The sequence below is a fragment of the Natrialba sp. INN-245 genome (assembly GCF_009807105.1).
GTDB lineage: Archaea > Halobacteriota > Halobacteria > Halobacteriales > Natrialbaceae > Natrarchaeobius > Natrarchaeobius swarupiae.
Genome location: NZ_WUBV01000063.1, coordinates 57,612 through 77,528 on the forward strand (window position 1 = coordinate 57,612; position 19,917 = coordinate 77,528).

At 64.1% G+C, this 19,917-nt stretch carries 21 protein-coding genes and 1 tRNA gene; 13 read left to right on the plus strand and 9 right to left on the minus strand.

Translation table 11 applies throughout. From position 1 onward, the window contains the following. The first annotated feature begins 138 nt into the window (after positions 1-138). The 5 genes from GRS80_RS16815 to GRS80_RS16835 all read left to right on the plus strand — a co-directional run bounded on the left by GRS80_RS16815 (position 139) and on the right by GRS80_RS16835 (position 5,149). Positions 139-1,284: a KaiC domain-containing protein gene (locus tag GRS80_RS16815; protein WP_343161618.1), complete on the plus strand. Its 1,146-nt coding sequence runs from the start codon at positions 139-141 to the stop codon at positions 1,282-1,284. A gap of 87 nt (positions 1,285-1,371) precedes the next feature. Then, the gene (locus GRS80_RS16820; RefSeq protein WP_149080268.1) at positions 1,372-1,611 is read left to right on the plus strand and encodes an amphi-Trp domain-containing protein; all 240 of its coding nucleotides are present in this window, start codon (positions 1,372-1,374) and stop codon (positions 1,609-1,611) included. 115 nt (positions 1,612-1,726) lie between these two features. Then, positions 1,727-2,161: a universal stress protein gene (locus GRS80_RS16825; protein ID WP_160048567.1), complete on the plus strand. Its 435-nt coding sequence runs from the start codon at positions 1,727-1,729 to the stop codon at positions 2,159-2,161. Between the two features lie 173 nt (positions 2,162-2,334). Then, a complete protein-coding gene (locus tag GRS80_RS16830) occupies positions 2,335-3,753 on the plus strand; it encodes a hypothetical protein (RefSeq protein WP_160048568.1) in 1,419 nt (472 codons plus the stop codon). A 601-nt stretch (positions 3,754-4,354) separates the two neighbouring features. Then, positions 4,355-5,149 (plus strand): NAD+ synthase, encoded by a 795-nt coding sequence (locus GRS80_RS16835; protein ID WP_160048569.1) that lies wholly within the window; start codon positions 4,355-4,357, stop codon positions 5,147-5,149. Positions 5,150-5,253: 104 nt separating this feature from the next. Here the strand turns inward: GRS80_RS16835 and GRS80_RS16840 are convergent, their stop codons facing one another. Further along, positions 5,254-5,793, minus strand: coding sequence for a GNAT family protein (locus tag GRS80_RS16840; protein WP_160048570.1), 540 nt, complete (start codon positions 5,791-5,793; stop codon positions 5,254-5,256). A 158-nt stretch (positions 5,794-5,951) separates the two neighbouring features. Continuing rightward, entirely contained in the window at positions 5,952-6,662 is a 711-nt protein-coding gene (locus tag GRS80_RS16845) for an enoyl-CoA hydratase/isomerase family protein (RefSeq protein ID WP_160048571.1), read from the minus strand. Between the two features lie 60 nt (positions 6,663-6,722). Between GRS80_RS16845 and GRS80_RS16850 the strand changes: the two genes are divergently transcribed. Then, positions 6,723-7,466 carry a hypothetical protein gene (locus GRS80_RS16850; protein WP_160048572.1) on the plus strand — a complete coding sequence of 248 codons (744 nt, stop codon included), beginning with the start codon at positions 6,723-6,725 and terminating at the stop codon, positions 7,464-7,466. A gap of 83 nt (positions 7,467-7,549) precedes the next feature. After that, a tRNA-Thr gene (locus GRS80_RS16855) sits at positions 7,550-7,621 on the plus strand. A gap of 163 nt (positions 7,622-7,784) precedes the next feature. Here GRS80_RS16855 and GRS80_RS16860 read toward each other — a convergent pair. Continuing rightward, positions 7,785-8,060, minus strand: a complete 276-nt coding sequence (locus GRS80_RS16860; protein WP_149080254.1) for a PadR family transcriptional regulator — start codon at positions 8,058-8,060, stop codon at positions 7,785-7,787. Between the two features lie 186 nt (positions 8,061-8,246). Between GRS80_RS16860 and GRS80_RS16865 the strand changes: the two genes are divergently transcribed. Then, a complete protein-coding gene (locus tag GRS80_RS16865; protein WP_160048573.1) occupies positions 8,247-8,795 on the plus strand; it encodes an NUDIX hydrolase in 549 nt (182 codons plus the stop codon). A 212-nt stretch (positions 8,796-9,007) separates the two neighbouring features. Here the strand turns inward: GRS80_RS16865 and GRS80_RS16870 are convergent, their stop codons facing one another. Then, positions 9,008-10,402 (minus strand): hypothetical protein, encoded by a 1,395-nt coding sequence (locus tag GRS80_RS16870; RefSeq protein WP_160048574.1) that lies wholly within the window; start codon positions 10,400-10,402, stop codon positions 9,008-9,010. Positions 10,403-10,724: 322 nt separating this feature from the next. On the opposite strand from GRS80_RS16870, the gene tgtA reads away from it, so the two are divergent. After that, positions 10,725-12,206, plus strand: a complete 1,482-nt coding sequence (tgtA, locus tag GRS80_RS16875) for a tRNA guanosine(15) transglycosylase TgtA (protein WP_160048575.1) — start codon at positions 10,725-10,727, stop codon at positions 12,204-12,206. Positions 12,207-12,299: 93 nt separating this feature from the next. Beyond that, positions 12,300-12,662 carry an RNA-binding protein gene (locus tag GRS80_RS16880; RefSeq protein ID WP_160048576.1) on the plus strand — a complete coding sequence of 121 codons (363 nt, stop codon included), beginning with the start codon at positions 12,300-12,302 and terminating at the stop codon, positions 12,660-12,662. A gap of 38 nt (positions 12,663-12,700) precedes the next feature. On the opposite strand, the gene GRS80_RS16885 is transcribed toward GRS80_RS16880, so the two are convergent. Next, entirely contained in the window at positions 12,701-13,615 is a 915-nt protein-coding gene (locus GRS80_RS16885) for a DMT family transporter (RefSeq protein ID WP_160048577.1), read from the minus strand. Between the two features lie 209 nt (positions 13,616-13,824). Here GRS80_RS16885 and arcS point away from each other — a divergent pair, with 209 nt between their 5' ends. Further along, entirely contained in the window at positions 13,825-15,597 is a 1,773-nt protein-coding gene (gene arcS, locus GRS80_RS16890) for an archaeosine synthase subunit alpha (RefSeq protein WP_160048578.1), read from the plus strand. A gap of 116 nt (positions 15,598-15,713) precedes the next feature. Next, on the plus strand, positions 15,714-16,133 hold the full coding sequence (locus GRS80_RS16895) for a CBS domain-containing protein (protein ID WP_160048579.1): 420 nt from the start codon (positions 15,714-15,716) through the stop codon (positions 16,131-16,133). Between the two features lie 112 nt (positions 16,134-16,245). On the opposite strand, the gene GRS80_RS16900 is transcribed toward GRS80_RS16895, so the two are convergent. The 4 genes from GRS80_RS16900 to GRS80_RS16915 all read right to left on the minus strand — a co-directional run bounded on the left by GRS80_RS16900 (position 16,246) and on the right by GRS80_RS16915 (position 19,521). Beyond that, entirely contained in the window at positions 16,246-17,022 is a 777-nt protein-coding gene (locus GRS80_RS16900; RefSeq protein ID WP_160048580.1) for a methyltransferase domain-containing protein, read from the minus strand. Next, positions 17,015-17,641, minus strand: a complete 627-nt coding sequence (locus tag GRS80_RS16905) for an OsmC family protein (protein ID WP_160048581.1) — start codon at positions 17,639-17,641, stop codon at positions 17,015-17,017. The genes GRS80_RS16900 and GRS80_RS16905 overlap by 8 nt, the downstream gene beginning before the upstream one ends. A gap of 191 nt (positions 17,642-17,832) precedes the next feature. Beyond that, positions 17,833-18,642 carry a MarR family transcriptional regulator gene (locus tag GRS80_RS16910; RefSeq protein WP_160048582.1) on the minus strand — a complete coding sequence of 270 codons (810 nt, stop codon included), beginning with the start codon at positions 18,640-18,642 and terminating at the stop codon, positions 17,833-17,835. A 234-nt stretch (positions 18,643-18,876) separates the two neighbouring features. Further along, on the minus strand, positions 18,877-19,521 hold the full coding sequence (locus GRS80_RS16915; protein WP_160048583.1) for a DUF456 domain-containing protein: 645 nt from the start codon (positions 19,519-19,521) through the stop codon (positions 18,877-18,879). Between the two features lie 133 nt (positions 19,522-19,654). Here GRS80_RS16915 and GRS80_RS16920 point away from each other — a divergent pair, with 133 nt between their 5' ends. Continuing rightward, positions 19,655-19,852: a hypothetical protein gene (locus GRS80_RS16920; protein ID WP_343161619.1), complete on the plus strand. Its 198-nt coding sequence runs from the start codon at positions 19,655-19,657 to the stop codon at positions 19,850-19,852. Positions 19,853-19,917: the final 65 nt, after the last annotated feature.

The window sequence follows — 19,917 nt, forward strand, 5'->3', positions numbered from 1 at the left end:
AGTGAACGATTCGTCACGGACGGTCACCGTCTCCCGTACGCTCCGCGCTCGGACGGAGACGCTCGAGGCGCGGACAGCTGTCGGTCAGCAGCGCGCGTACGTCACGTGCACGGACGCGACAACTGCCGGAGGCTGCCCGTGACCGACCACGACGACTGGTTCGAGCGGGCGCTCGCCACAGAAGGCGACGATGACGACGTGGCTGACGGCGATACGGGCGACGCAGACACTACCGCGGAGACGGGCGATCGGGAGGAGACAACCGGTGAACACGACCGCGGGGACGAATCGCACGGCACCGAGATCGACCTCGAGTTCGTCGACGGGAGCCACGGAAGCGGTCCCGAGACCGGTGACAGAGGCCACGGCGGGAAACGCAGCGAGGACGACAAGAGACGCGAGACAGACAGCGACGAATCCGACAGTAACGATAGCGACACCCTGTTCGACGAGGACTTCGGCTCGGCACTCGAGAACGCACCAGCCGCCACCGGTGGTGGCCAGAGCGGTTCACCCGCCGGGTTTTCGGATATCGACTTCGAGCTCGGCGGTGACGACCCCGACTTCGAGGAGGACCCCGACACGGATCTGCCGCGGATCGATCTCGGCGTCGACGGTCTCGACCGGATGATCCAGGGTGGCGTCCCGGAGCGATCGCTCATGGTGGCCATCGGGAGCGCCGGTACGGGGAAGACGACGTTCGGGCTCCAGTTTCTCGAGTGCGGCCTCCAACAGGGCGAACGGGCGGTGTTCATCGCCTTAGAGGAGAGTCGGGAGCGCGTGATCAACAGCGCGACGGAAAAGGGGTTCGCCTTCGACGAACACGTCGAGGATGGTCGCCTCGCGATCGTCGACTTGAATCCCGTCGAGTTGGCTCATAGCCTCGGATCGATCGGGTCCGAACTGCCGACGCTCATCGAAGAGTTCGGTGCTTCACGACTCGTCCTCGACTCGGTGTCGTTGCTCGAGATGATGTACGACGACCAGGCGAAACGCCGAAACGAGATCTTCAGCTTCGCTAAGAGCCTGAAAGACGCCGGCGTCACGTCGCTGTTGACGAGTGAGGCCGCAGACGACAATCCCTACGCCTCCCGCCACGGGATCGTCGAGTACCTCACCGACGGCGTCTTCGTCCTGCAGTACGTCCGCCCGAACGACTTCCGGGAGACGCGACTCGCGATCGAGATCCAGAAGATCCGCGACGCGAACCACTCGCGGGAGAAAAAGCCCTACGAGATCACCGGTGAGGGGATCTCCGTCTATCAGCAGGGAAACCTGTTCTGAACGATACTCGGCGCGAGCGATCGGTAACGTTCGATTGTCAGCCGTTCGCACCCCATACTTTTTTAGAGCCGTTTGCCACACCAAACCATGGCCCAACGGACGACGGCCGACGAGACGCTCACGCGCGAGGAGGTCGCAACGTACTTCGAACACCTCGCTACGGCGTTCGGCGGGGACGAGGGAACGGTCCGCATCAGAGTCGGAAACAAGACGGTCGACCTCGAGCCGCCGGACGGTGTCGACCTCTCGGTCGACGTGATCGAACGCTCGACGATGTTTCGCGGGAAACGCGAGAGCGTCTCGATCGAACTGAGTTGGAAACCCTGACCTGTCGGCGTTCCTCGTCGGAACGATTCACCCCACTCGCAGGGTCGACACTCGTTCCCAGCGAGTCGAGTCGATAGCGAAGTTCTTGTCCCTTCGCGCGAGTAGTGGCACCTAGATGTACGATACGATCCTCTTTGCCACGGACGGGAGCGACCACGCCGAAACCGTCACAACTCACGCGATCGACGCTGCGACCACCCGAGACGCGACGTTACACGTCCTCTCCGTCGTCGACGACCGCGCGTTCCTCGTCCTGGGTGACGACCGCGTCGAGGCCGTCCGCGACGACCTCCGTGCGAACGCACTCGAGGCGACCGACGAGGCGGCGACCCGCGCCGACGAGGCGGGTCTTGAAGTGGAGACAGCGATCGACACGGGCCACCCCGCCGAGTGTATCGTCGACTACGCCGACGAGATCGGTGCCGACCTGATCGTCATGGGAACGAGCGGCGACGACTACGAGAACAACGTCGTTGGCAGCGTCTCCCAGCGCGTCGTCCGAACCGCGTCGGTCCCGGTGACAACCGTCGGACCGGACGTCGACGCCTGAAACGGCTCGCTTCTGGGGTTACCGGCAGTCGGGTTTTCCGGCACTGGCTACAACGCGAGGCGCGGCCACGCCGGTCCCTGACGTACGTCGGACCGCAGACGTCTCGAGAGAGCGAAACGACGGCGCTATCGTTTCGATCAAATTGATATGTAAGGCGTCGCTAGTGCGAGTGCATGCGCCGCTCGATCGTGATCGCGACGGCTCTGCTGGCGGTCGCGTTTCTGCTTGTCGGTGGTCCCTCGCTTCTGTTCTCGCCGTCGACGGAGGAGATCACACCGGAAGAAAAAGAGCGAGCCGAACCGGAGATCGTCTCGTTCGAGGACAGCGATAGCGGCTTCTGGCCGTATCTCAATGCCCAGGAGGCTCACGAGAAACGAAGCCCGCTCAACGTCGTCGTCCGCGGCGACACCGACCGCGTCGTCCGCTTGTTGGCACGACACGGCGAGGGCGACTGGGAAGAAGCCGAACACGACCACTTCGAAGCGGAAGAGCTCTTCGAGCCCGGTGGCCCCGAGAACGGTTCCGCGATGGATCCCGACGGCGAAGGAGAGGCGAACACGACCGTCGACGAGATTCGTCCCGTCTCCCCGACTGACATTCCGTGGTCCGAAGCGGACGGAACGACCCGATACGCCTACGTCGATCCCGGCCCCGACGAGGACACGTACTGGACGACCGAAACCACGCAACTCGAGGACGGCGAGTACTACGGCTACCGGTATCACATTCGCCTCTACGAGAGTCCGAACCCCGACGACCGATGGGTCGTCATGCAAACTCACTCCGAACACTTCGACTGGTTCACCCTCCGCCACCGGGTCGACGGCGTCGAAGACGCCCAGTCGCGACTCGAGGCCGACCTGATGGCGATCCCGAGCGTCGACATCCAGGAAGACGTCCAGCGAATCTACCTCGACAACGCCGGCCCCTCTGACGCCGACGGCTGGGCTACCAAGGTCGACCTCGCCGCGATGGCGCTCACACCGGTCGCGGTCGGACTCGCTGCACGTCGGAGACGCGATTCTCGCACCGCTCGAGCGGGATCCCCACTACAGACCGAGCGAGCCGGCGTCCTCGAGCGGGCCGAACACGAGGTCGACGGAACACTGAGCGACTCCGACCGCGCCCGTCTGGCGGCCGCCTACGCCCGCCTCGAGGCGCGACACCTGATCCTCGCGGGAACGATCCTGACGATCGTCCTCGGCGTCCGAATCGCCGGGATCGCCCTCGATCGCTCCGCCGGCTTCCTCTCCGTCCACGCGATCGCCGCGTTGCTGTACCCCGTGATCGCACTCGGACTCCCCATCGCGACCTACGCCATCGCCGGCGGACTCGAGCGCCGACTCGACGCCGCGCTGGCAGCATCGACCTCGCTCGCGGTCGCGATCTGGCTCGACTACGGCCTCCTCGGCGTCGACGTCCTCCCGATCGACGTCGTCTTCCAGCGGGCGCTCGTCGTCGTCGCACTCGGGCTAATCGCCGGCGGCGCGGCCAAACGCGCGACTCGCGACTCGAGGCTGAACGATATGGTCGTCGTCGGCGTCGCCACGTGGACGTTCGTCCTGGTCGGGACGCTGTTGGGCTACCTGTAGTCACAGTGGCGCGTATCGGAAACGGTTCGCGTTGATTTCGAAACCGATCAGTTCGGGCGATACACCGTTGTTCGGGCGTTACACGGGTAGGATTTTTTGATGGCGCGCTGGACTGTGGTGAGTCACCGACGAACCGCAGACCAACTTCGCGAGGGATGAGCGAGGGAACGACGTGACCGAGCGAATCGGCTGGGGAGGGTGTGGTTACTCCTCGTTGCCACGCGAGTCGAACGCTCTTTCCGCCCTCGTTATAGCGTGCTCTCATAATCTCACGCGCCAGCTTCCAGCTCTCGGACGAGTTACCTGTTGCAGAAAAACGGATGCGCCGGCCGGGCTCACTCTGTTCGTCTATCGACCTTCGCCTCGCTTCGCTCGGCTCACCACCGGCGCGCTCGTCATATCTTCCTCGCGCGCCGAGGATCGCAACTCCATTGGATTTGCTCACCACCGGCGCGTGTAGTATTCGAATTTACTGCATCGACACAGTTCAACGTAGTGCTCTCGAGCGGTCCCCGGACGAACCGGGATGATAGATTTACGTTCGCCCACTTTTTTCCGGAGACACGAGCCTATTAGGACAGGCAGACCGTATCGATGGTCGATGATCGACCTTCGCTTCTCGGAGGAGGAACTGGAACGACGACGCGAACACATCCTCGAGTTCGTCCGCGACAGCACCGACGCAGCGGGTGCCGACGGGGCCGTCCTCGGTCTCTCGGGCGGAATCGACAGCACGCTCACCGGCTACCTCACCGTCGAGGCACTCGGGGCAGAGAACGTCCACGGACTCGTCCTTCCGGCGACGGTCAGCAGCGACGAGAACATGAGCGACGCCGAACGGGTCGCCCAAGACCTCGAGATCGGCTACGACGTAATCGAGATCGAGCCGATCGTCGACTCGCTGCTCTCGGTCTACCCCGAAGCCGAGGGCGACCACGTGGCCACCGGGAACGCGAGAGCCCGGATTCGAGGCGTGCTGAACTACCTCGTCGCCAACCACGAGAACCGACTCGTCGTCGGTACCGGAAACCGCAGCGAGGCCGCCGTCGGCTACTTCACCAAGTACGGCGACGGCGCAGTCGACTGTCATCCAATCGGAAACCTCTACAAACAGCAGGTCCGTCAACTCGCCCGCCACGTCGGCGTCGCCGAAGATCTCGCCGCGAAAACCGCCACCGCCGAACTCTGGGCCGACCAGACCGACGAGGACGAACTCGGGGTCGCGTACGACACCCTCGACGCCATCCTCGCGACCCACGTCGACGGCCCGCTGTCGGTCGACGCCACCGCCCGCGAACTCGAGGTCGACGCCGAGACCGTCGAGATGGTCCGCGGACTGTACGAGCGGAGCGAACACAAACGCAACGCCCCGCCGGCACCCGAACCACTCGAGTGAGACGGACCGCTGGTCGGGCGATCGAACACTATCGACGACTCCACAGTGCGTTCACCGACGGCTCTGCTGTAGTCAGTACTCGAGCGAGAGGGCGTCGAAGACCGCTACTTCCGACCGTTCCGCCACTCGTCGGCGAGTAAGCCGTACCAGTACGTATCCTGATGCTCGCCGTCGGCGAACCACGCGTCGCGATGGACGCCCTCCCTCGAGAAGCCGATCGACTCGAGCAGTCGCTGTGAGGGCTCGTTGAACTCGAAGACGCGAGCCTCGATCCGGTGGAATCCGAGTTGGTCGAAGCCGTAGGCGACGACCAGTTCGACGGCCTCCGTGCCGTAGCCCTGGTCGTGGTGGTCGGGCGCGAGCCAGTAGCCGATCTCCGCGCGCCGTGCCTGCCAGACGATCGAATTGAAGCCGACGATCCCGACGCGCGTTCCGTCGACGTCGACGAGAAAGTCGATCGTCTCGTCCCCGCAGACGACCTCCTCGAAGAACTCCCGTTCTTGTGCCTGGTTGACCGGCGTCTGTCGGCCGATCGCCCGCCAGATCCGCGGGTCGTTGATCCACTCCTGGAGGAACTCGAGGTCCTCTTCCTCGATCGGACGGAGGGTGACGCGGTCGTCGGAGAGAAACGCGGGCGTGGTCATAATCGTCCATTCCTCGAGTCGTACAAGAGGGTTCGTGTGCTATGCCACCATTCGACAATATCTGGTCCGCCGACAGGATAACGGTCGTTCCAGCGGACATATTGGTTCCTCTGCGTTTACTGGAGGGGGAAACCCCGGGCCAGTCACAGCGGACCGTCTCACTCGAACATCGTGTCGATATCGTCCGCGTGAGTTGCCACGAGATCACCGAACGCCTCGGCCTCGCGTCGTTCCTGCGTCTCGCGGTCGCCGTCGTCCCGAATCCGACGTTTCAGTACCGCACAGGCGTCGGGGGCGTTGTCGGCGATCTCGAGTGCCACCGTCCGGGGATCGCTCTCGAGCCGCGAGATCAGCCCGAGTCGCAGGGCCTCTTCGGCGTCGACGACTCTCCCCGTGAGTGCGAACTCGAGAGCGTTTCCCTCGCCGACCAGTCGAGGGAGGCGGACCGTCCCGCCCCAGGCACCGAACAGTCCGAAGGTGACGCCGGGTTCGCCGTAGGTCGACTCCGGCGTGCCGACCCGAACGTCACAGGCGAGTGCGAGTTCCAGCCCGCCGCCGCGGACGGGGCCGTCGATCCCGGCGACGACGACCGCCGGCGACGCCTCGATCGCGCGAGCGACCCGCTGGCCGAGACGAGCGAACTCGATCGCAGCTTCGCGGTCGCCCTCGAGGGCGGCAACGGCCTCGAGATCCGCCCCCGCACAGAACGCCGGGCCACGCCCGCGGAGGACGACCACTGACTCGTCGGCGTCGGCGATCGACCGCTCGAGTGCCTCGAGGCCGTCGACGGTCAAGGCGTTTCTCGCGGCGGGACGGTCGAGCGTGACGGTGCGGATCGATCGGTCGGCGTCGACCTCGGCGTCGATCATGACTCGAGTCGATCGAGCGTTTCCAAAGGTCTTTGCTTCCCCCCTCGTAAGATCCCGCTAATGGAAGAGGCCGACGACTGTCGGCGTGCCGCCGTCGAAGCCGTTGCGGACGTCGAACCACCGCGGTTGCACGATCTCGTCGAAACCATCCTCGAAGACGCGTCGATGGTCCCCGGCGTGCTCACGATCGAGAGCGCCGGTGTCGCCACTCGCGAGACGACCGCCGGAATCGAGACGCGATCGGACAGCGAGGACGGTGTCCGCACCGATTCGAGCACGGAAGGTGTACTCACTCACGCCGCCGGCGTCCAACTCATCTACGAGGGGCTACGGCTGACCCGAACGCTCGCCCACGAGGAGCCCTGGCACGATGACGGCGAACCCCACGACGACGGAAACGGGGACCTCGAGATCCTCGCCGCCGACATCCTCGTCGCCCGCGGGTTCTACCTGCTCGCCCGCACAGACGCCGCCGGAAAGGCCGTCCGAACGGTCCAGGCGTTCGGCCGCGATCAAACCGAACGTGACGACCTCATCCGCGCCGACGGACCCGGCGGCGATCCCGCCGACCTCGACGCGAACTTAGAGCGCGACGTCCTCGAACTCGCCGTGCTCACCGGCGCGGCCGCCGCAGACGAGACGCCCTCGCCGCGATTGCTCTCGACCGCCGACGATCTGGCCGACGACTTCGCGCCGTCGTTCCCACCGGTCGAGAAGTGCCGCGGCGCGTTCGCCCGTTTGCCCTCCGAGCGCTCGCTCGAGGACCACACCACCGACAGAGCCACTTCCGCGACGGATCCGTGAGCGACTCGAGCAAGCGAACCGTCCCCACGCCCGGCGGCGAATCGAAACCCATAAAGACGACTCGAGTCAACGAACAGTTGCGCGCCTGGGTAGCTTAGCGGTAAAGCGCGTCCTTGGTAAGGACGAGAGCCCGGGTTCAAATCCCGGCCTAGGCTCTTCTCGTGAACTCACGCTCGGACCGGGAGGTTTGGCGTGGCATCCGCGCTGCCATGAGAACCAGCAAGATACCCTCGAGAGAGTACGATACTCGCTCGTGTGTCGGTGTACACGACGCAATTCTATCACGTGTGAAGGAGTGACAGTCGATACGGGAAGGTGTTAGACGTCGACGTATTGATCGACCCACTCCTGTCGGCGCTGTAAGACCCGTTGACCTTTCGGCGTCAACGCGTAGTAGTTCGTCCGCCGGTCCAGTTGACCTTTCTCGACGAGTTCTTTCTCGACGAGTGTGTCGAGATTTGGGTACAGTCGGCCATGCGTGACCGGTTGGTCGATATACCGGTTGATGTCGTCGAGAATTTCCTGTCCAGACGGCCGGTCTTTTCCTGCGATCACGTACAGCAAGTCGCGCTGAAATCCAGTTAGCTGATCCATGGATCGTCCTCTGAATACCGACGTTCACCGATCTGTGGTTTTGTTATAGAGCAGGTACACCACCGATCGTGTCCGAAACGGGTGCCGGAGAATCGTACACCGGCGCATTCCCTGCCGGTAGCTGGTGCGTTTCCGACCCGCCCACGTGACGGGACGCTTTTGAGGATCATCAGCGTACGGACTCCTATGACGGCAGATCCGCTCGCCTGGGAGACCCTCGAGAGCCGGGTAGCGTACAGTTGTCCTGGCTTCGATATCGTTAACGAATCCGTTCAGCTTCCCGACGGGACCGAGACCGAGTTCGACTATCTCTCCGAACCGCCGAGCGTCTGCGTGCTCCCGCTTACCCCCGACGGCGACGTCGTCTGTATCGAAGAGTGGCGACAGGCCGTCGACCGAGTCAACCGCGGACTCCCCGCCGGCGGCACCGAACCCGGCGACGACGATCTCGAGGCAGCGGCTCGTCGCGAACTCGCCGAGGAGACGGGCTACGAGGCCGATCGGCTCGAGTCGCTAGTCACGGTCGAACCGGCGAACGGAATCGCCGACGCCGTTTTACACGTCTTCGTCGCCCACGGCTGTCGTCCGACGGCCGAACAGCAACTCGACGACGACGAGAGTATCCGGGTTACTGCAATACCGTTCGACGAACTCCTCGGTTCCCTCCTCGAGGGTGATATCCGCGACGGTCGGACGGTTCTCGCGCTCTCCTACTATCGTCTGTCCACCGAGTGAGTTCGCCGTCGAGACGATCGAAGCACGGTACCGATCACTCGGGGTTCGAGCCGGGGGTGAACGAACGGGTCGGACCTCCGATCGTCCGGAGGCAGGGAACGCGTCAGGAACCGCCTGCCGCCGACAGCGGCTGCTGGTTGCCGATCGTACCGTACTGACCCAAAATAGTGGATGTCGGTCGATGGTGAACTGGCGATACGTCCCCGCGTCGATCAGTTCAGGATGGCGATCGACTGTTGTTCGTCGTTGTCGTCGTCATCGATGGCGTTGTCGTCGTTGTCGTCGTCATCGATGGCGTTGTCGTCGTCATCGACGCCGTTGTCGTCTTCCTCGACATCGTCAGTAACCTCCTCTAAGTCCTGCATGTCACCGATAGTCACGGTGTCTGCGTTCATGTCGTCGATCGACATCGACGTTGCGGTGGCTTGTGTGACGGTTTCGGTCGTCGTGTCGTCCTCGTCGTCGACGCCGTTGTCGTTAACACCGTTATCTTCGTCGTCGACGTCGTTCTCGTTCGTCATGGCGTCGTTATCTTCGACGCCGTTGTCGTCAACACCGTTATCTTCGTCGTCGGCGTCGTTGTCGTTCGTCATGGCATCGTTATCCTCGTCGTCGGCTTCGTCGTCGACATCGTTCTCGTCGACCTCGTCATCGTCCGCTTCCTGGAGGGTATCGATGGTCATCGTGTCGACCGAGACGTCGTCGATGTCGAACTGCTCGATGGTGAGATCATCGATCTCCTGCGTGGTGGTTTCGTCGTTCTCGTCTTCGTCGTCGACGACGCCGTCGTTCTCGCCGTTCTGCTGGTCGTCCTCGTCAGCCGCAGCGTCGCCCTGGTCGTTCTCGTCGTCCTCGTCACCGTCAAACAGCCCCTCGAACCAGCCGGTGATCCGATCGAGGACACCTTCACCCTCGACCGTCAGGTCGTCGATGACTAGGTTCTCGGTGTTCATCTCTTCGATAGTGAGGTCCTGGACGACGAGTTCGTCAGCGTCCTCGTCGATGAGGTCCTGACCGTTGGTTTCGTCGCCGACTCCGTTGTCGTCCTCGTCAACGTCGTTCTCGTCATCGACGCCGTTATCATCGTTGTCGACGCCGTTGTCGTCAACTCCGTCATCTTCGTTATCGACACCGTTCTCCTCGTCAGCGTCGTTGTCGTCCTCGTCGACGTCGTCTACCTCGTCTTCCTCGAGGTCGAGGTCAGTGAACGAGACGTTCTCGAGTTCGAGCTGGTCGATCTCCATGTCGGAGATCGTCACGTCCTCTGCCTGCTCGAGGTCGTCAGCGCCGTTCTCGTCGTTCGCATCGTCTTGCTGATCCGCGGTTTCGTCGTCCGCGTCAGCCTCGATGTCGTCGTTCTCTGCCAGTTCCTCCTCGAGTTCCTCGGAATCGAACTCCAAGGTATCGGCGTTCAGTTCCTCGATCGTCGCGTTCTCGACGGTGACGTCGTCGAGGTCGAGTTCGCCGACCTGTACGTTCTCGAGTGTCGCGCTCGTGTCTCCGGTGTCGCTCGCGCCAGCCGTCGCACCGGCGAGGGCAGGACCCCCCGCAAGTGCAACCAGCAGGGCGACGAACACCACACCGATTGCGTGCGTTCGTGAAGCCATTGCGCTCCGGTCTACAGCTCATTTCGGGCTAAAACATCCCGACTGTTGCGAGATTATCCCGGAGAAAAGCGGTATTTGAAACCGAGCGCAGATTCGTAATCCCGGTTTCCACGTTCAGGAATACCGAACCCTCTCGAAACCGAAACGCACCGGACTGGACAAACGGTCCTATCCCTTGTGCTTGCGTTCCCCACGACGTATCCCGGTATCGGTGAACGCTCTCCTTACACCGCTATCCGGACGAGCGTGACGAGCAGCGGGCTCCGGACGACCCGATCGGAAACCTTCACTGACTTACGTCGGACACACCAACTGACGACCGATGCGCGAGTGCTTCGAAATCCGGGATACCGACGCAGGTGGGCGAATCGGTCGGCTCGCCGTACCACGAGCCGACGTCACCGTCGAGACGCCCGCACTGCTCCCGGTGATCAACCCGAACCTGGACACGATCAGTCCCCGCCGGCTCGCCGAGGAGTTCGGCGCCGAGATCCTCATCACGAACTCCTATATCGTCTACGGCACCGACGACGTCCGCGAGCGCGCACTCGCCGACGGCCTCCACGAGCTGCTCGACTTTCCCGGCGCGATCATGACCGACTCCGGTTCCTTTCAGCTTGCAGAGTACGGCGAGATCGACGTCACCACCGAGGAGATCCTCGAGTTCCAGTACGAGATCGGCTCCGACATCGGAACCCCGGTCGACATCCCGACACCGCCGGACGTCTCTCGCGAGCGCGCCGAGAGCGAACTCGAGACCACCCAAGAGCGCCTCGAGATCGCCGAGACGGTCGACACCGGCGAGATGCTGGTCAACGCGCCCGTCCAGGGCTCGACTTATCCCGACCTCCGCGAGGCGGCGGGTCGCCACGCCGACGCGACGAATCTCGACGTCTTCCCCGTCGGGGCGGTGGTCCCGCTGATGAACGACTACCGCTACGACGACGTGGTCGACGTGGTTGCGGGCGCAAAACGAGGGCTAGGGTCCGACGCGCCAGTCCACCTCTTCGGTGCCGGCCACCCCATGATGTTCGCGCTGGGCGTCGCCATGGGCTGTGACCTGTTCGACTCCGCGGCGTACGCGCTGTACGCCCGAGACGATCGGTACCTGACCGTCAGCGGCACCCACCACCTCGAGGACCTGGACTATCTCCCCTGTTCGTGTCCCGTCTGTACGGAGTACTCCCCCGAGGAACTCCGCGCACTCGACGACGAGCGCCGCGAGGAGGAACTCGCCGCCCACAACCTCCACGTCACCTTCGCGGAGATCCGCCGGATCAAGCAGGCGATCCGCGCCGGAAACCTGCTCGAACTCGTCGAGGAGCGCGCTCGCGCCCACCCGACGATGCTCGACGGCTACCGGACGCTGCTCGACCACGCCGATCAACTCGAGCGGTCCGACCCCGTCTCGAAGGGCTCGTTTTTCTACGTCTCCCACGAGAGCGCCCGCCGACCCGAAGTGGTGCGCCACCATCGCCGACTCGAGCGTCTCTCCGTCCCGGACTCGGTGTTTCTGACCGAGGGTGGTCCAGCCCGCGGCGACGAGTTCGACGACTCCTGGCGCGTCGAACCGCCGTTCGGGCCGTTCCCGCGGGCGCTCTCGAAGAGCTACCCGCTGACGGCGGAGGTGCCCGATCGAACGGACCGGTCGGCGCTTCGGGCCGCCGCCGACGGAATCCGGCGACTCGTCGAGGCGAATCCGGAGACCGAGTTCACGCTCGGCCACCGCGGGTGGCCCGAGGACGTCCTCGAGTCGGTTCCCGAACGCGTAGACCGGATCGATTTCGAAGCCGGTGACGAGTGACATAGCGAGTTGGTCGCGGTCGCCCGAACCGGCGGAGCGCCGTCGGATACCGATACCAGAACAGCAAAGAGGCGAGCGACGCCCACGTTCTGTATGCTCGGCGCAGCGTCGCTGATACTCGGGGCGATCGTAACCGTCGTCTTCGGATCCTGGCTGATCAGGCGGTTCCGAGGCGGAAGCCGGTCGGCAGACGAACGCGAGTCCTGGGACCACCACCGGAAGGCACAGGAGCGTGAGCCACCGGTCGAGGTCGGCGACGTCCACGAGTCCGCGGTCTACGAGTTCTCCGACCATCACTCGGGGGAACGCAACGCGGTCTGCAAGGTCGAAGGGTTCGTCGTCTTCGTCGAGGACCTCCCGCCGGGGATCGAGGCGACCGACGTGATCCGGTTCAAGGTCCTCTCGTTCAACCGGGGCCACACGTCCGCGACGGCGACGTACGTCGAACGCGCGTAGTCGCTCGTTATCAGGCCAGCAGTATTTTCAGTGTATCCTTACCCCGACAGCGAGACGGCCGTCGCACCGACCACGACGACGAACGCCGACGCGCCGACGCGCCAGGTCACCCGCTCGAGCCGTCTGGGGAGGAAAACGACGGAGAGGCCCGCGACGAGCAGTGGCGTCAGCTGTAACAGCGGCATGACGAGGACGACCGGCGCGACCTCGAGGGCGGCGAAGTAGGCGACGAAGCCGATCGTCGTGGAGACGCCAGCGGCGACGTACCACGCCGTCGACGCGCTCCGGAGGGAGATCCGGCGTACCGATCGCGTGACCACGAGGTACGCGGCGAAGCCGACGGTCGCCGTTCCGGCCATCACCGTCAGTCCGGGAAGGACCGCGGTCCCCGCCGCCAGCCCGGTCGAGACGAATATCGGCTCGAGGCCGATACAGACGGCGGCGGCGAGGGGCAACGCGAGCGGTGCGCCGGCCTCGCGGATCGACTGGCTTGTGTTCGTCGACGCGGCGGTCTCCCAGGAGACGACCGCCAGGCCGACGACGATCAGCACGATGCCGGCGAAGTGAACCGCGGTCAGTCGCTCGTCGAGCAGCGCGACCGCGAAGATCGTCGCGAAGAGGACGTTCGAGGCGATCACTGGCGAGGTCAGGCTCGCACCGATACGCTGGATGCTCTCGAACATCAACAGCCGCGCGACGAACATTCCCAGGATGCCGGCCGCCGCAAACGACGCGAACGAGGTGGGAGTAAACAGCGCGGAGTACGGCGGCGAGTACAAAATCACCGTCGGCGCGGCCACGAGTGCGACGTTACACAACAAGACGATCAATACGGCGTTCCCGACCTCACCCTCGTCGGTTCCCAGGCGGACGAAGAGAAACTGACCCGCGAACGCCAGCGCGCCGACTATCGCCAGACCGACGCCGAGAAGGGAGTCAGAGACCTCGAGCATACCCCCGATTTCGATCGAGAGCCGATAACGGCTCTGGAACCGCTCGCAAACTGCCGGAAGTTCGTCGAGTCTCCGGGACCGGCCTCGAGTCGAAGTCCGTGGGTACTGCCGTGTCGGGTGTGCGTTTCGCCTCGGCGAGGGCGGAGCCACGCGGCAGTGATGCGGACCGCGACCGATAGTCTCTTTCGCGCTCCCCGGTCATACTCGGTATGACCGATTACTTCGAGGTCCACGAGCGCGACGGGGCCGCTCGCGTGGGCGAACTTCGCCTCGAGTCGCCGCGGACGACGCCTGCCCTCGTCGACGACGTCGTAGCGGACGCCGGATCGCTGTGGAGCGCGGATCGAGAGGTGCCCGAGGGCGACGAGTCGCAACTCACCGTCCTGCCCCATCGAGGGTTTCCCGGGGGCACCGCCGAGGAGGTCCGGGAGTCGTTCGCCGTCGAGTACCCCGACGTCGACTACCCGAGCGTCGCGGTGATCTCGAGTGAGGGTCCAGCGGATCACGGAACCGACGCCTACGCCGTCTCGGACGTCCAGTCGATCACCGGCCACGGCGCGGCGCTCGTCGAGGCCGTCGTCTCCGTCCGAGAGGGGACCCCAGCCGACACCGCCCTCCTCTTTTCGGGCGTCGCGACGCCACGGAACGTCGCTCTGCTCGCCTACGCCGGCGTCGATCTGTTCGACGAGACTGCCGCCGTTGTGAAGGGAACCCAGGGGCGGTATCTGACGACCGACGAGGCGTACTTCTTAGAGGACTTGGAGGAACTGCCGTGTTCGTGTCCCGCGTGCCAGAAACCGCGCGAGGAGTTCACCCGCGAGGACTGTGCCGAGCACAACGCCAACGCGCTCGAGGCCGAACTGGGGATCGTCCGCCGGCGGATTCGTGACGGTCGACTCCGGGACTATCTCGAAGGGCAGGCCCGCCACGACCAGTGGCTCACGGCCGCGATGCGCGAACTCGACTCGCAGTGGGGCTATCTCGAGGAACGCACCCCGATCCTCCGGGACGCCCAGATCTCGGCGGCGAGCGAGGACACCCTCCGGCGGGTGGAGATCCAGCGCTACGCCGATCGCGTCACCTCGCGCTATCGTAACCGATTCAAGAACCCGCTCGTGTTGGTTCCCTGTTCCGCCGCGAAACCCTACAGCGAGTCACAGAGCCACCGGCAGTTCCACGACGCCATCCAGTGGCGTGGCCACCTCGTCTCGATGACCAGTCCGATCGGCGTCGTTCCCCAGGAACTCGAGACGACCTACCCGGCCCAGCACTACGACACCGTGGTGACGGGCCGGTGGTCCGAAGACGAGACGGAGTTCGTCGCGAAGGTGCTTCGCCGGTACCTCGAGCGCAACGCCGACACCTACCCGTACGTGGTTGCCCACGTTCCCGACGAGGGCTACCGCGACATCGTCGAGCGCGTCGAAGACGGGTGGGAGGGCGAGGGCCTCGATATCACCTACACCGTCCCGCGGGGCGGCCATCCGACGGACGAAACCTCGCTTTCGAATCTCGCGGAGGCGCTGTCGGGCGAACTCAAGTACTCCAAACGAGAGCGCGAGCACAACACCGTCCGGGCCATCGCGGACTACCTGCTCGGCGACGGCGCGGGCGACGACCTCTTCGAGGATATCCGGACGACCAGTCGGTATCCGAAGATCCAGGTCCGCGACAGCGAGGAGACCCAACTCGCGACGATGGTGCCCCAGTACGGGACGCTCTCCTTTACGCTCGAGGGCGCAAAGCGGTGGATCGAAAGCGACGCCCCGGTGCGGCGGGTCGAGATCGACGGCTTCGTCCCCCACGGCAGCGTGCTCGCGCCGGGGGTCGTCGACGCCGACGAGGACATTCGAGTGGGCGACGAGGTCGTCGTCAAGGGGCCGAAGGCGTTCGGCGTCGGTCGCGCGGAGATGTTCGGCCGGGAGATGGCCGGGAGCACGCGCGGTATCGCCTGCGAGATCCGCCACGTCGAAGAGAAGTGACTCGAGGGATGGGGTGTTCGGGCGCTGCTCGAGCGGTCGTTTTCGGATCGTCAGCACCACGCCTGCGAGCGTAACGCTGGACAAGAACCATTATGCCGTGATCGCAACGTCGAGTCATGTGCGCCCAGATTCAGGACGTGATGACCGAGGACGTCATCTCGTGTGAAAACACCACGTCGCTCCAGCGGGTCGCGGAGCTGATGATTCGCCACGACGTCGGGAGCGTCGTGATCACGACTGACGGCGATCCCTACGGCATCGTCACCGAATCGGATCTCATCGAGGCTGGCTACAAGTCGGGGAAACCGTTCGCGGAGATACCGACGCGAGCAGTCGCGAGTCATCCACTCGAGACGGTCGACCCGACCCGCGGGATTCGGTTTGCCGTCAAACGAATGCAAGAAGAGCGTATCAAGAAGCTCGTCGTGGTAGAGGAACTCGACGTCTGCGGTATCGTGACGGTGCAGGATCTCCTCGATCACTACGGGACGTTGAACCAGGATTTGCGGAAAATTCACGAGCTACGGGATCGATGATCGGGTGGGCGCTAACGTCCTCCGTGTAACCTGTCGTACCGACCGAATACACGATTCATCGTCCGCCGTCGTGATCGGACCTCCCGAAAAACGACCGGTGTACCGGTTGGAGTCACTCGAGCGGTTTGCTGGCACGCAGCGAGACGCTCATCACGCCGTACTTCTGGCAGGCGTTCGCCGCCCGCTCGGAGATGAACTCGTACTGGGTGTTCTCCCGAATCTCGTCGAGGTCGAAGCCAGGGGCTTCGACGAGCGACGCGTAGCTGTCGACCTGTTCGGCACCGCCGATGCAGGCCGCCCAGAGATCCGCGTCGGTTTTGATGCCCTCGGGCAGCTGGTGCTCGCTGACGATGTCGGAGAGTGTGATCCGTCCACCCGGCCGCAGTACGCGGTACGCCTCCTCGAAGACTCGACGCTTTTCGGCCGAGAGGTTGATCACGCCGTTCGAGAGTACGGCGTCGAACGATTCGTCCTCGAACGGCAGGTCCTCGATGTACCCCTGATGGAAGTTGACGGTGTGAAACCCGTTGTCTGCGGCGAGTTCGTTGGCCTTCGCGACCTGCTCGGGCGTCATGTCGACGCCCGTGACGGACCCGGTTTCGGTGACGTTCATCGCGGCGTAGAAGGCGTCCATTCCGGAACCGCTGCCGAGGTCGAGTACGTCCTCACGCGGATCGAGATCTGCGAACTCGAAGTAGTAACCGACGCCTGCGAACGAGTCGATCGCCTCGTCGGGAACGTAGGTGAGGGTGTCCGGTTCGTAGCCGAGACGCTCGGCGAGGTCTCGACCCGTCTCGAAGTGGAACTCGGCGTCGGCGGACTCCGCGACGTCACAGTACATCGACTTGACCTCCCGCTCGAGTTTGTCCGTATCGAGCGTCTTACTCATCGGCGCTCACCAGTGAGTCCTCGCCCGCGACCTTGGCGGGCCCGTTGATGGTCATATCGACGTCCTGAGCGTGAGAGACGAAGGTGTAGACGGGTGCCCGTCGCGCCCATTCGTCGATCAGGTCCTGATCGAGATCTTCGCCGTCGATCTCGACCTCGGCGGTGAGGTTCTCGAAAACCGAGTCGGCTTCGTCGAGGCCCTCGAGGCTGAACAGAACCGCTGGATCGAAATCGGTCCGGACGCGTGTCTCGAGGTGGTCGATGTCCACACCGCTGGCGGCGGCGTTGATCGTAATACCGACGTTGATACAGGCAGCCAACGCGGAGAGCGCCGCTTCTATCGGCTCGAGTCGGTCGGTCCCGCCGACCCACCCACCGGCGTCCAGCACTTCCTTCCAGGCGCCGTAGGGGATCGTGTACTCGCGCGTTTCACGAGCGATCGTCTCGCCTCCCAGTTCGTAGCTATCGACTCGCGCCAGACTGTGTGCGGCCGTCCCCTCGTAGGTCGCGGACGCCCCGAGCCCGAACTGGACGGCTTCGGGATCGTCGGCCGCGTGTTCGGCGAACCCCTCGAGTGTCTCGAGGTCGATTCCGTGTGCGGTCTGCTTGTCGGTTGACATTCTCACATCACTCCTCGGCTAGACGCAACGGAACCGGAGATATTGTAGCTAATTTGTGGCATTTCGGCAGCTCCTGGCGGTCCCGCAGTCGCTGCACACGTCTCACCGACCGCCACAGAGCGGTGGCCGTGGTCCACTCGCGTGGTACTTAGGTGGCTACGACGACAGACCGGATACCGTCCTCAAACTCGTCACTCGACGGTCGACTGCGGGTCGAAGGGGTGGGCATCGGCCGTGTACCGCTCGTAGATCGACTGCGCCCACTCGTGGACCGACGGGACGTCAGTATCGACCAGCGCCCGAACCGTCCCGCTGCCTTGTTCGTAACAGCTGATGATCACGCGCTCGTCGAGGAGTCCGATCCCGTACGGCGGAAGGTCGTCGTACTCGAGAACGGTAAAGTTGTCCCGTTGTAGTAGCTCTCGGTTGTGTTCCGGGTAGTTCGAGTAAAAGTACGCGTTGCAGTTCGGGCGGCCAATTACCGTTACGTCTACGCCGTCGTTGATCCGTTGGCGGAGGGCGTCGAAGCAGGGGTCCATCAGGGCGATCTCGGCGCGTAGGTATCGTACCGCGGTCGCCTCCCGGAGAAGGAACTCGAATCGGTTCACCGGCCTGTACGGGGAGTCTGGATCGGCGACGGTGACGGTCAGATTGGTCCACATCTCGACCGGGAACTCGCCGACTTCGTCGGGGAGCCAGTGCCAGACGTCACGTAGCTTTCGCGCTGTTTCGACCCGTTCGATCAGCTCTTCCATCCCCGAAGCGATCACCTCACCCAGCCGTGTTGCCGTATACTGGTAACCGTCTTTGCGGATCCAGATCTGGTCTTCGAACTCGTCCAGCGTTCGTCGTATCGTCGAGTCCGAAACGCCGGTCAACTCGCACAGTTCGGAACGGCTTCGAGGACGCTCCGTCAGTGCGACGAGTGCGGGAATTCGGTGTCGAGATCGCGCGAGATACGCGATGTCACCAGTCGGTGAATCGGCTCGGAAATGTTGCATGTTATCATCCACCATTATAGGCGTACGCGAACGAGTGTGAAAACGATTCGGTCCACTCGGTGTGTGATCGAGAAATCGATCGAAGGAACTGCTCCGTACATCGACTCCGTCGCTCCAACTACGTGGCTGCAATCGGTTTCTGCGGGATCGCCGACCCGCGTTCGAGGAGCCGATACGGACCATCTTGCGATCTCGAGCACACCGTGGTCAGGTGCTCCCGCGGGGTGCGTTTGCCTACTCGATATCCCGCGAGAGGCCGTCACGGAGGTCGCGGCCGAAGTAGTATCCGAGAACCGAGACGACGAGCCCCGCGGCCGCGCCGGCAGCAAGCAGCGTCCGTCCCGAGCCGGCGATGGCGAGTGGGAGATCGAACAGTACAGTCGTCAGCCCGCCAGCAGCCGTCCCCGCGACCGATAGCTCGAGATACCGCCGTTTCGACGTGAGCAAGCCAAAGAGGAAGGTGACCGCCACCAGACCGACGAACCGACCGAGCGCGCCGATCGGGAGGAGCGTTCCGCCGGCGAACAACCCAACGGACACGAGCGCCAGCACGGCGAGAAACGCCTTCGGTGAGAAGTACTCGCCGAGCGAGCGACTCGGTCCGAGCCTCGAGAGGCGTCCGGAAGCCGAGTCGCTCGTACGTGCGGCCTCGCTCGAGTCGCCCCTCGAGAACGGCCACCACGAGCGCGATCCGTCGGCGTCAGCGGTCGACGCCTCGGCTGACGGTGATCCGGAGTCGGTCGGTCGCCCCTCGCCGTCGACCGGCGCGGGCTCGCCGCCCGTCTCGGAGAGCAACTGCTCGGTCTCCTCGAGGAGGTCGTCGGTAGACGGAGCGTCCGCGTCGCGACTCTCGGTCAGTTCGTCCGAACGCTCACCCATGTTCGAACGGTGGTCGGCGAGCATCATGGAGCTTTCCCATACCCGCTCGGTCCTCGAGGGACGGTTCCGAGCGCTCGTTCTGCCCGTGAAGATGTGAACACGTTTTTTTACGGATCGGCTGGTACGGTGATGAGTGAACGTCGAACTGGTCGCGTTCGGGGCGATCGCCCTCGCCGCCGGCGCGGGATTGCTCTACGCCGCGCGTCAGCTCTATCCAAGACTCGATCTCAGTGACGACGCACTCGCGTCGATCCGGCTGTTGACGGCACTCATCGTCGGGGTACTCCTTCTGGGTGGGGCCGGACTGGTTCTCGTTGGGATCCTCGCGTGACGGACGGTCCTCGGACGGAGACGTCGCTGCCCGAGGACGAAAGCGTGGCTTCAAGTCCAACGGCG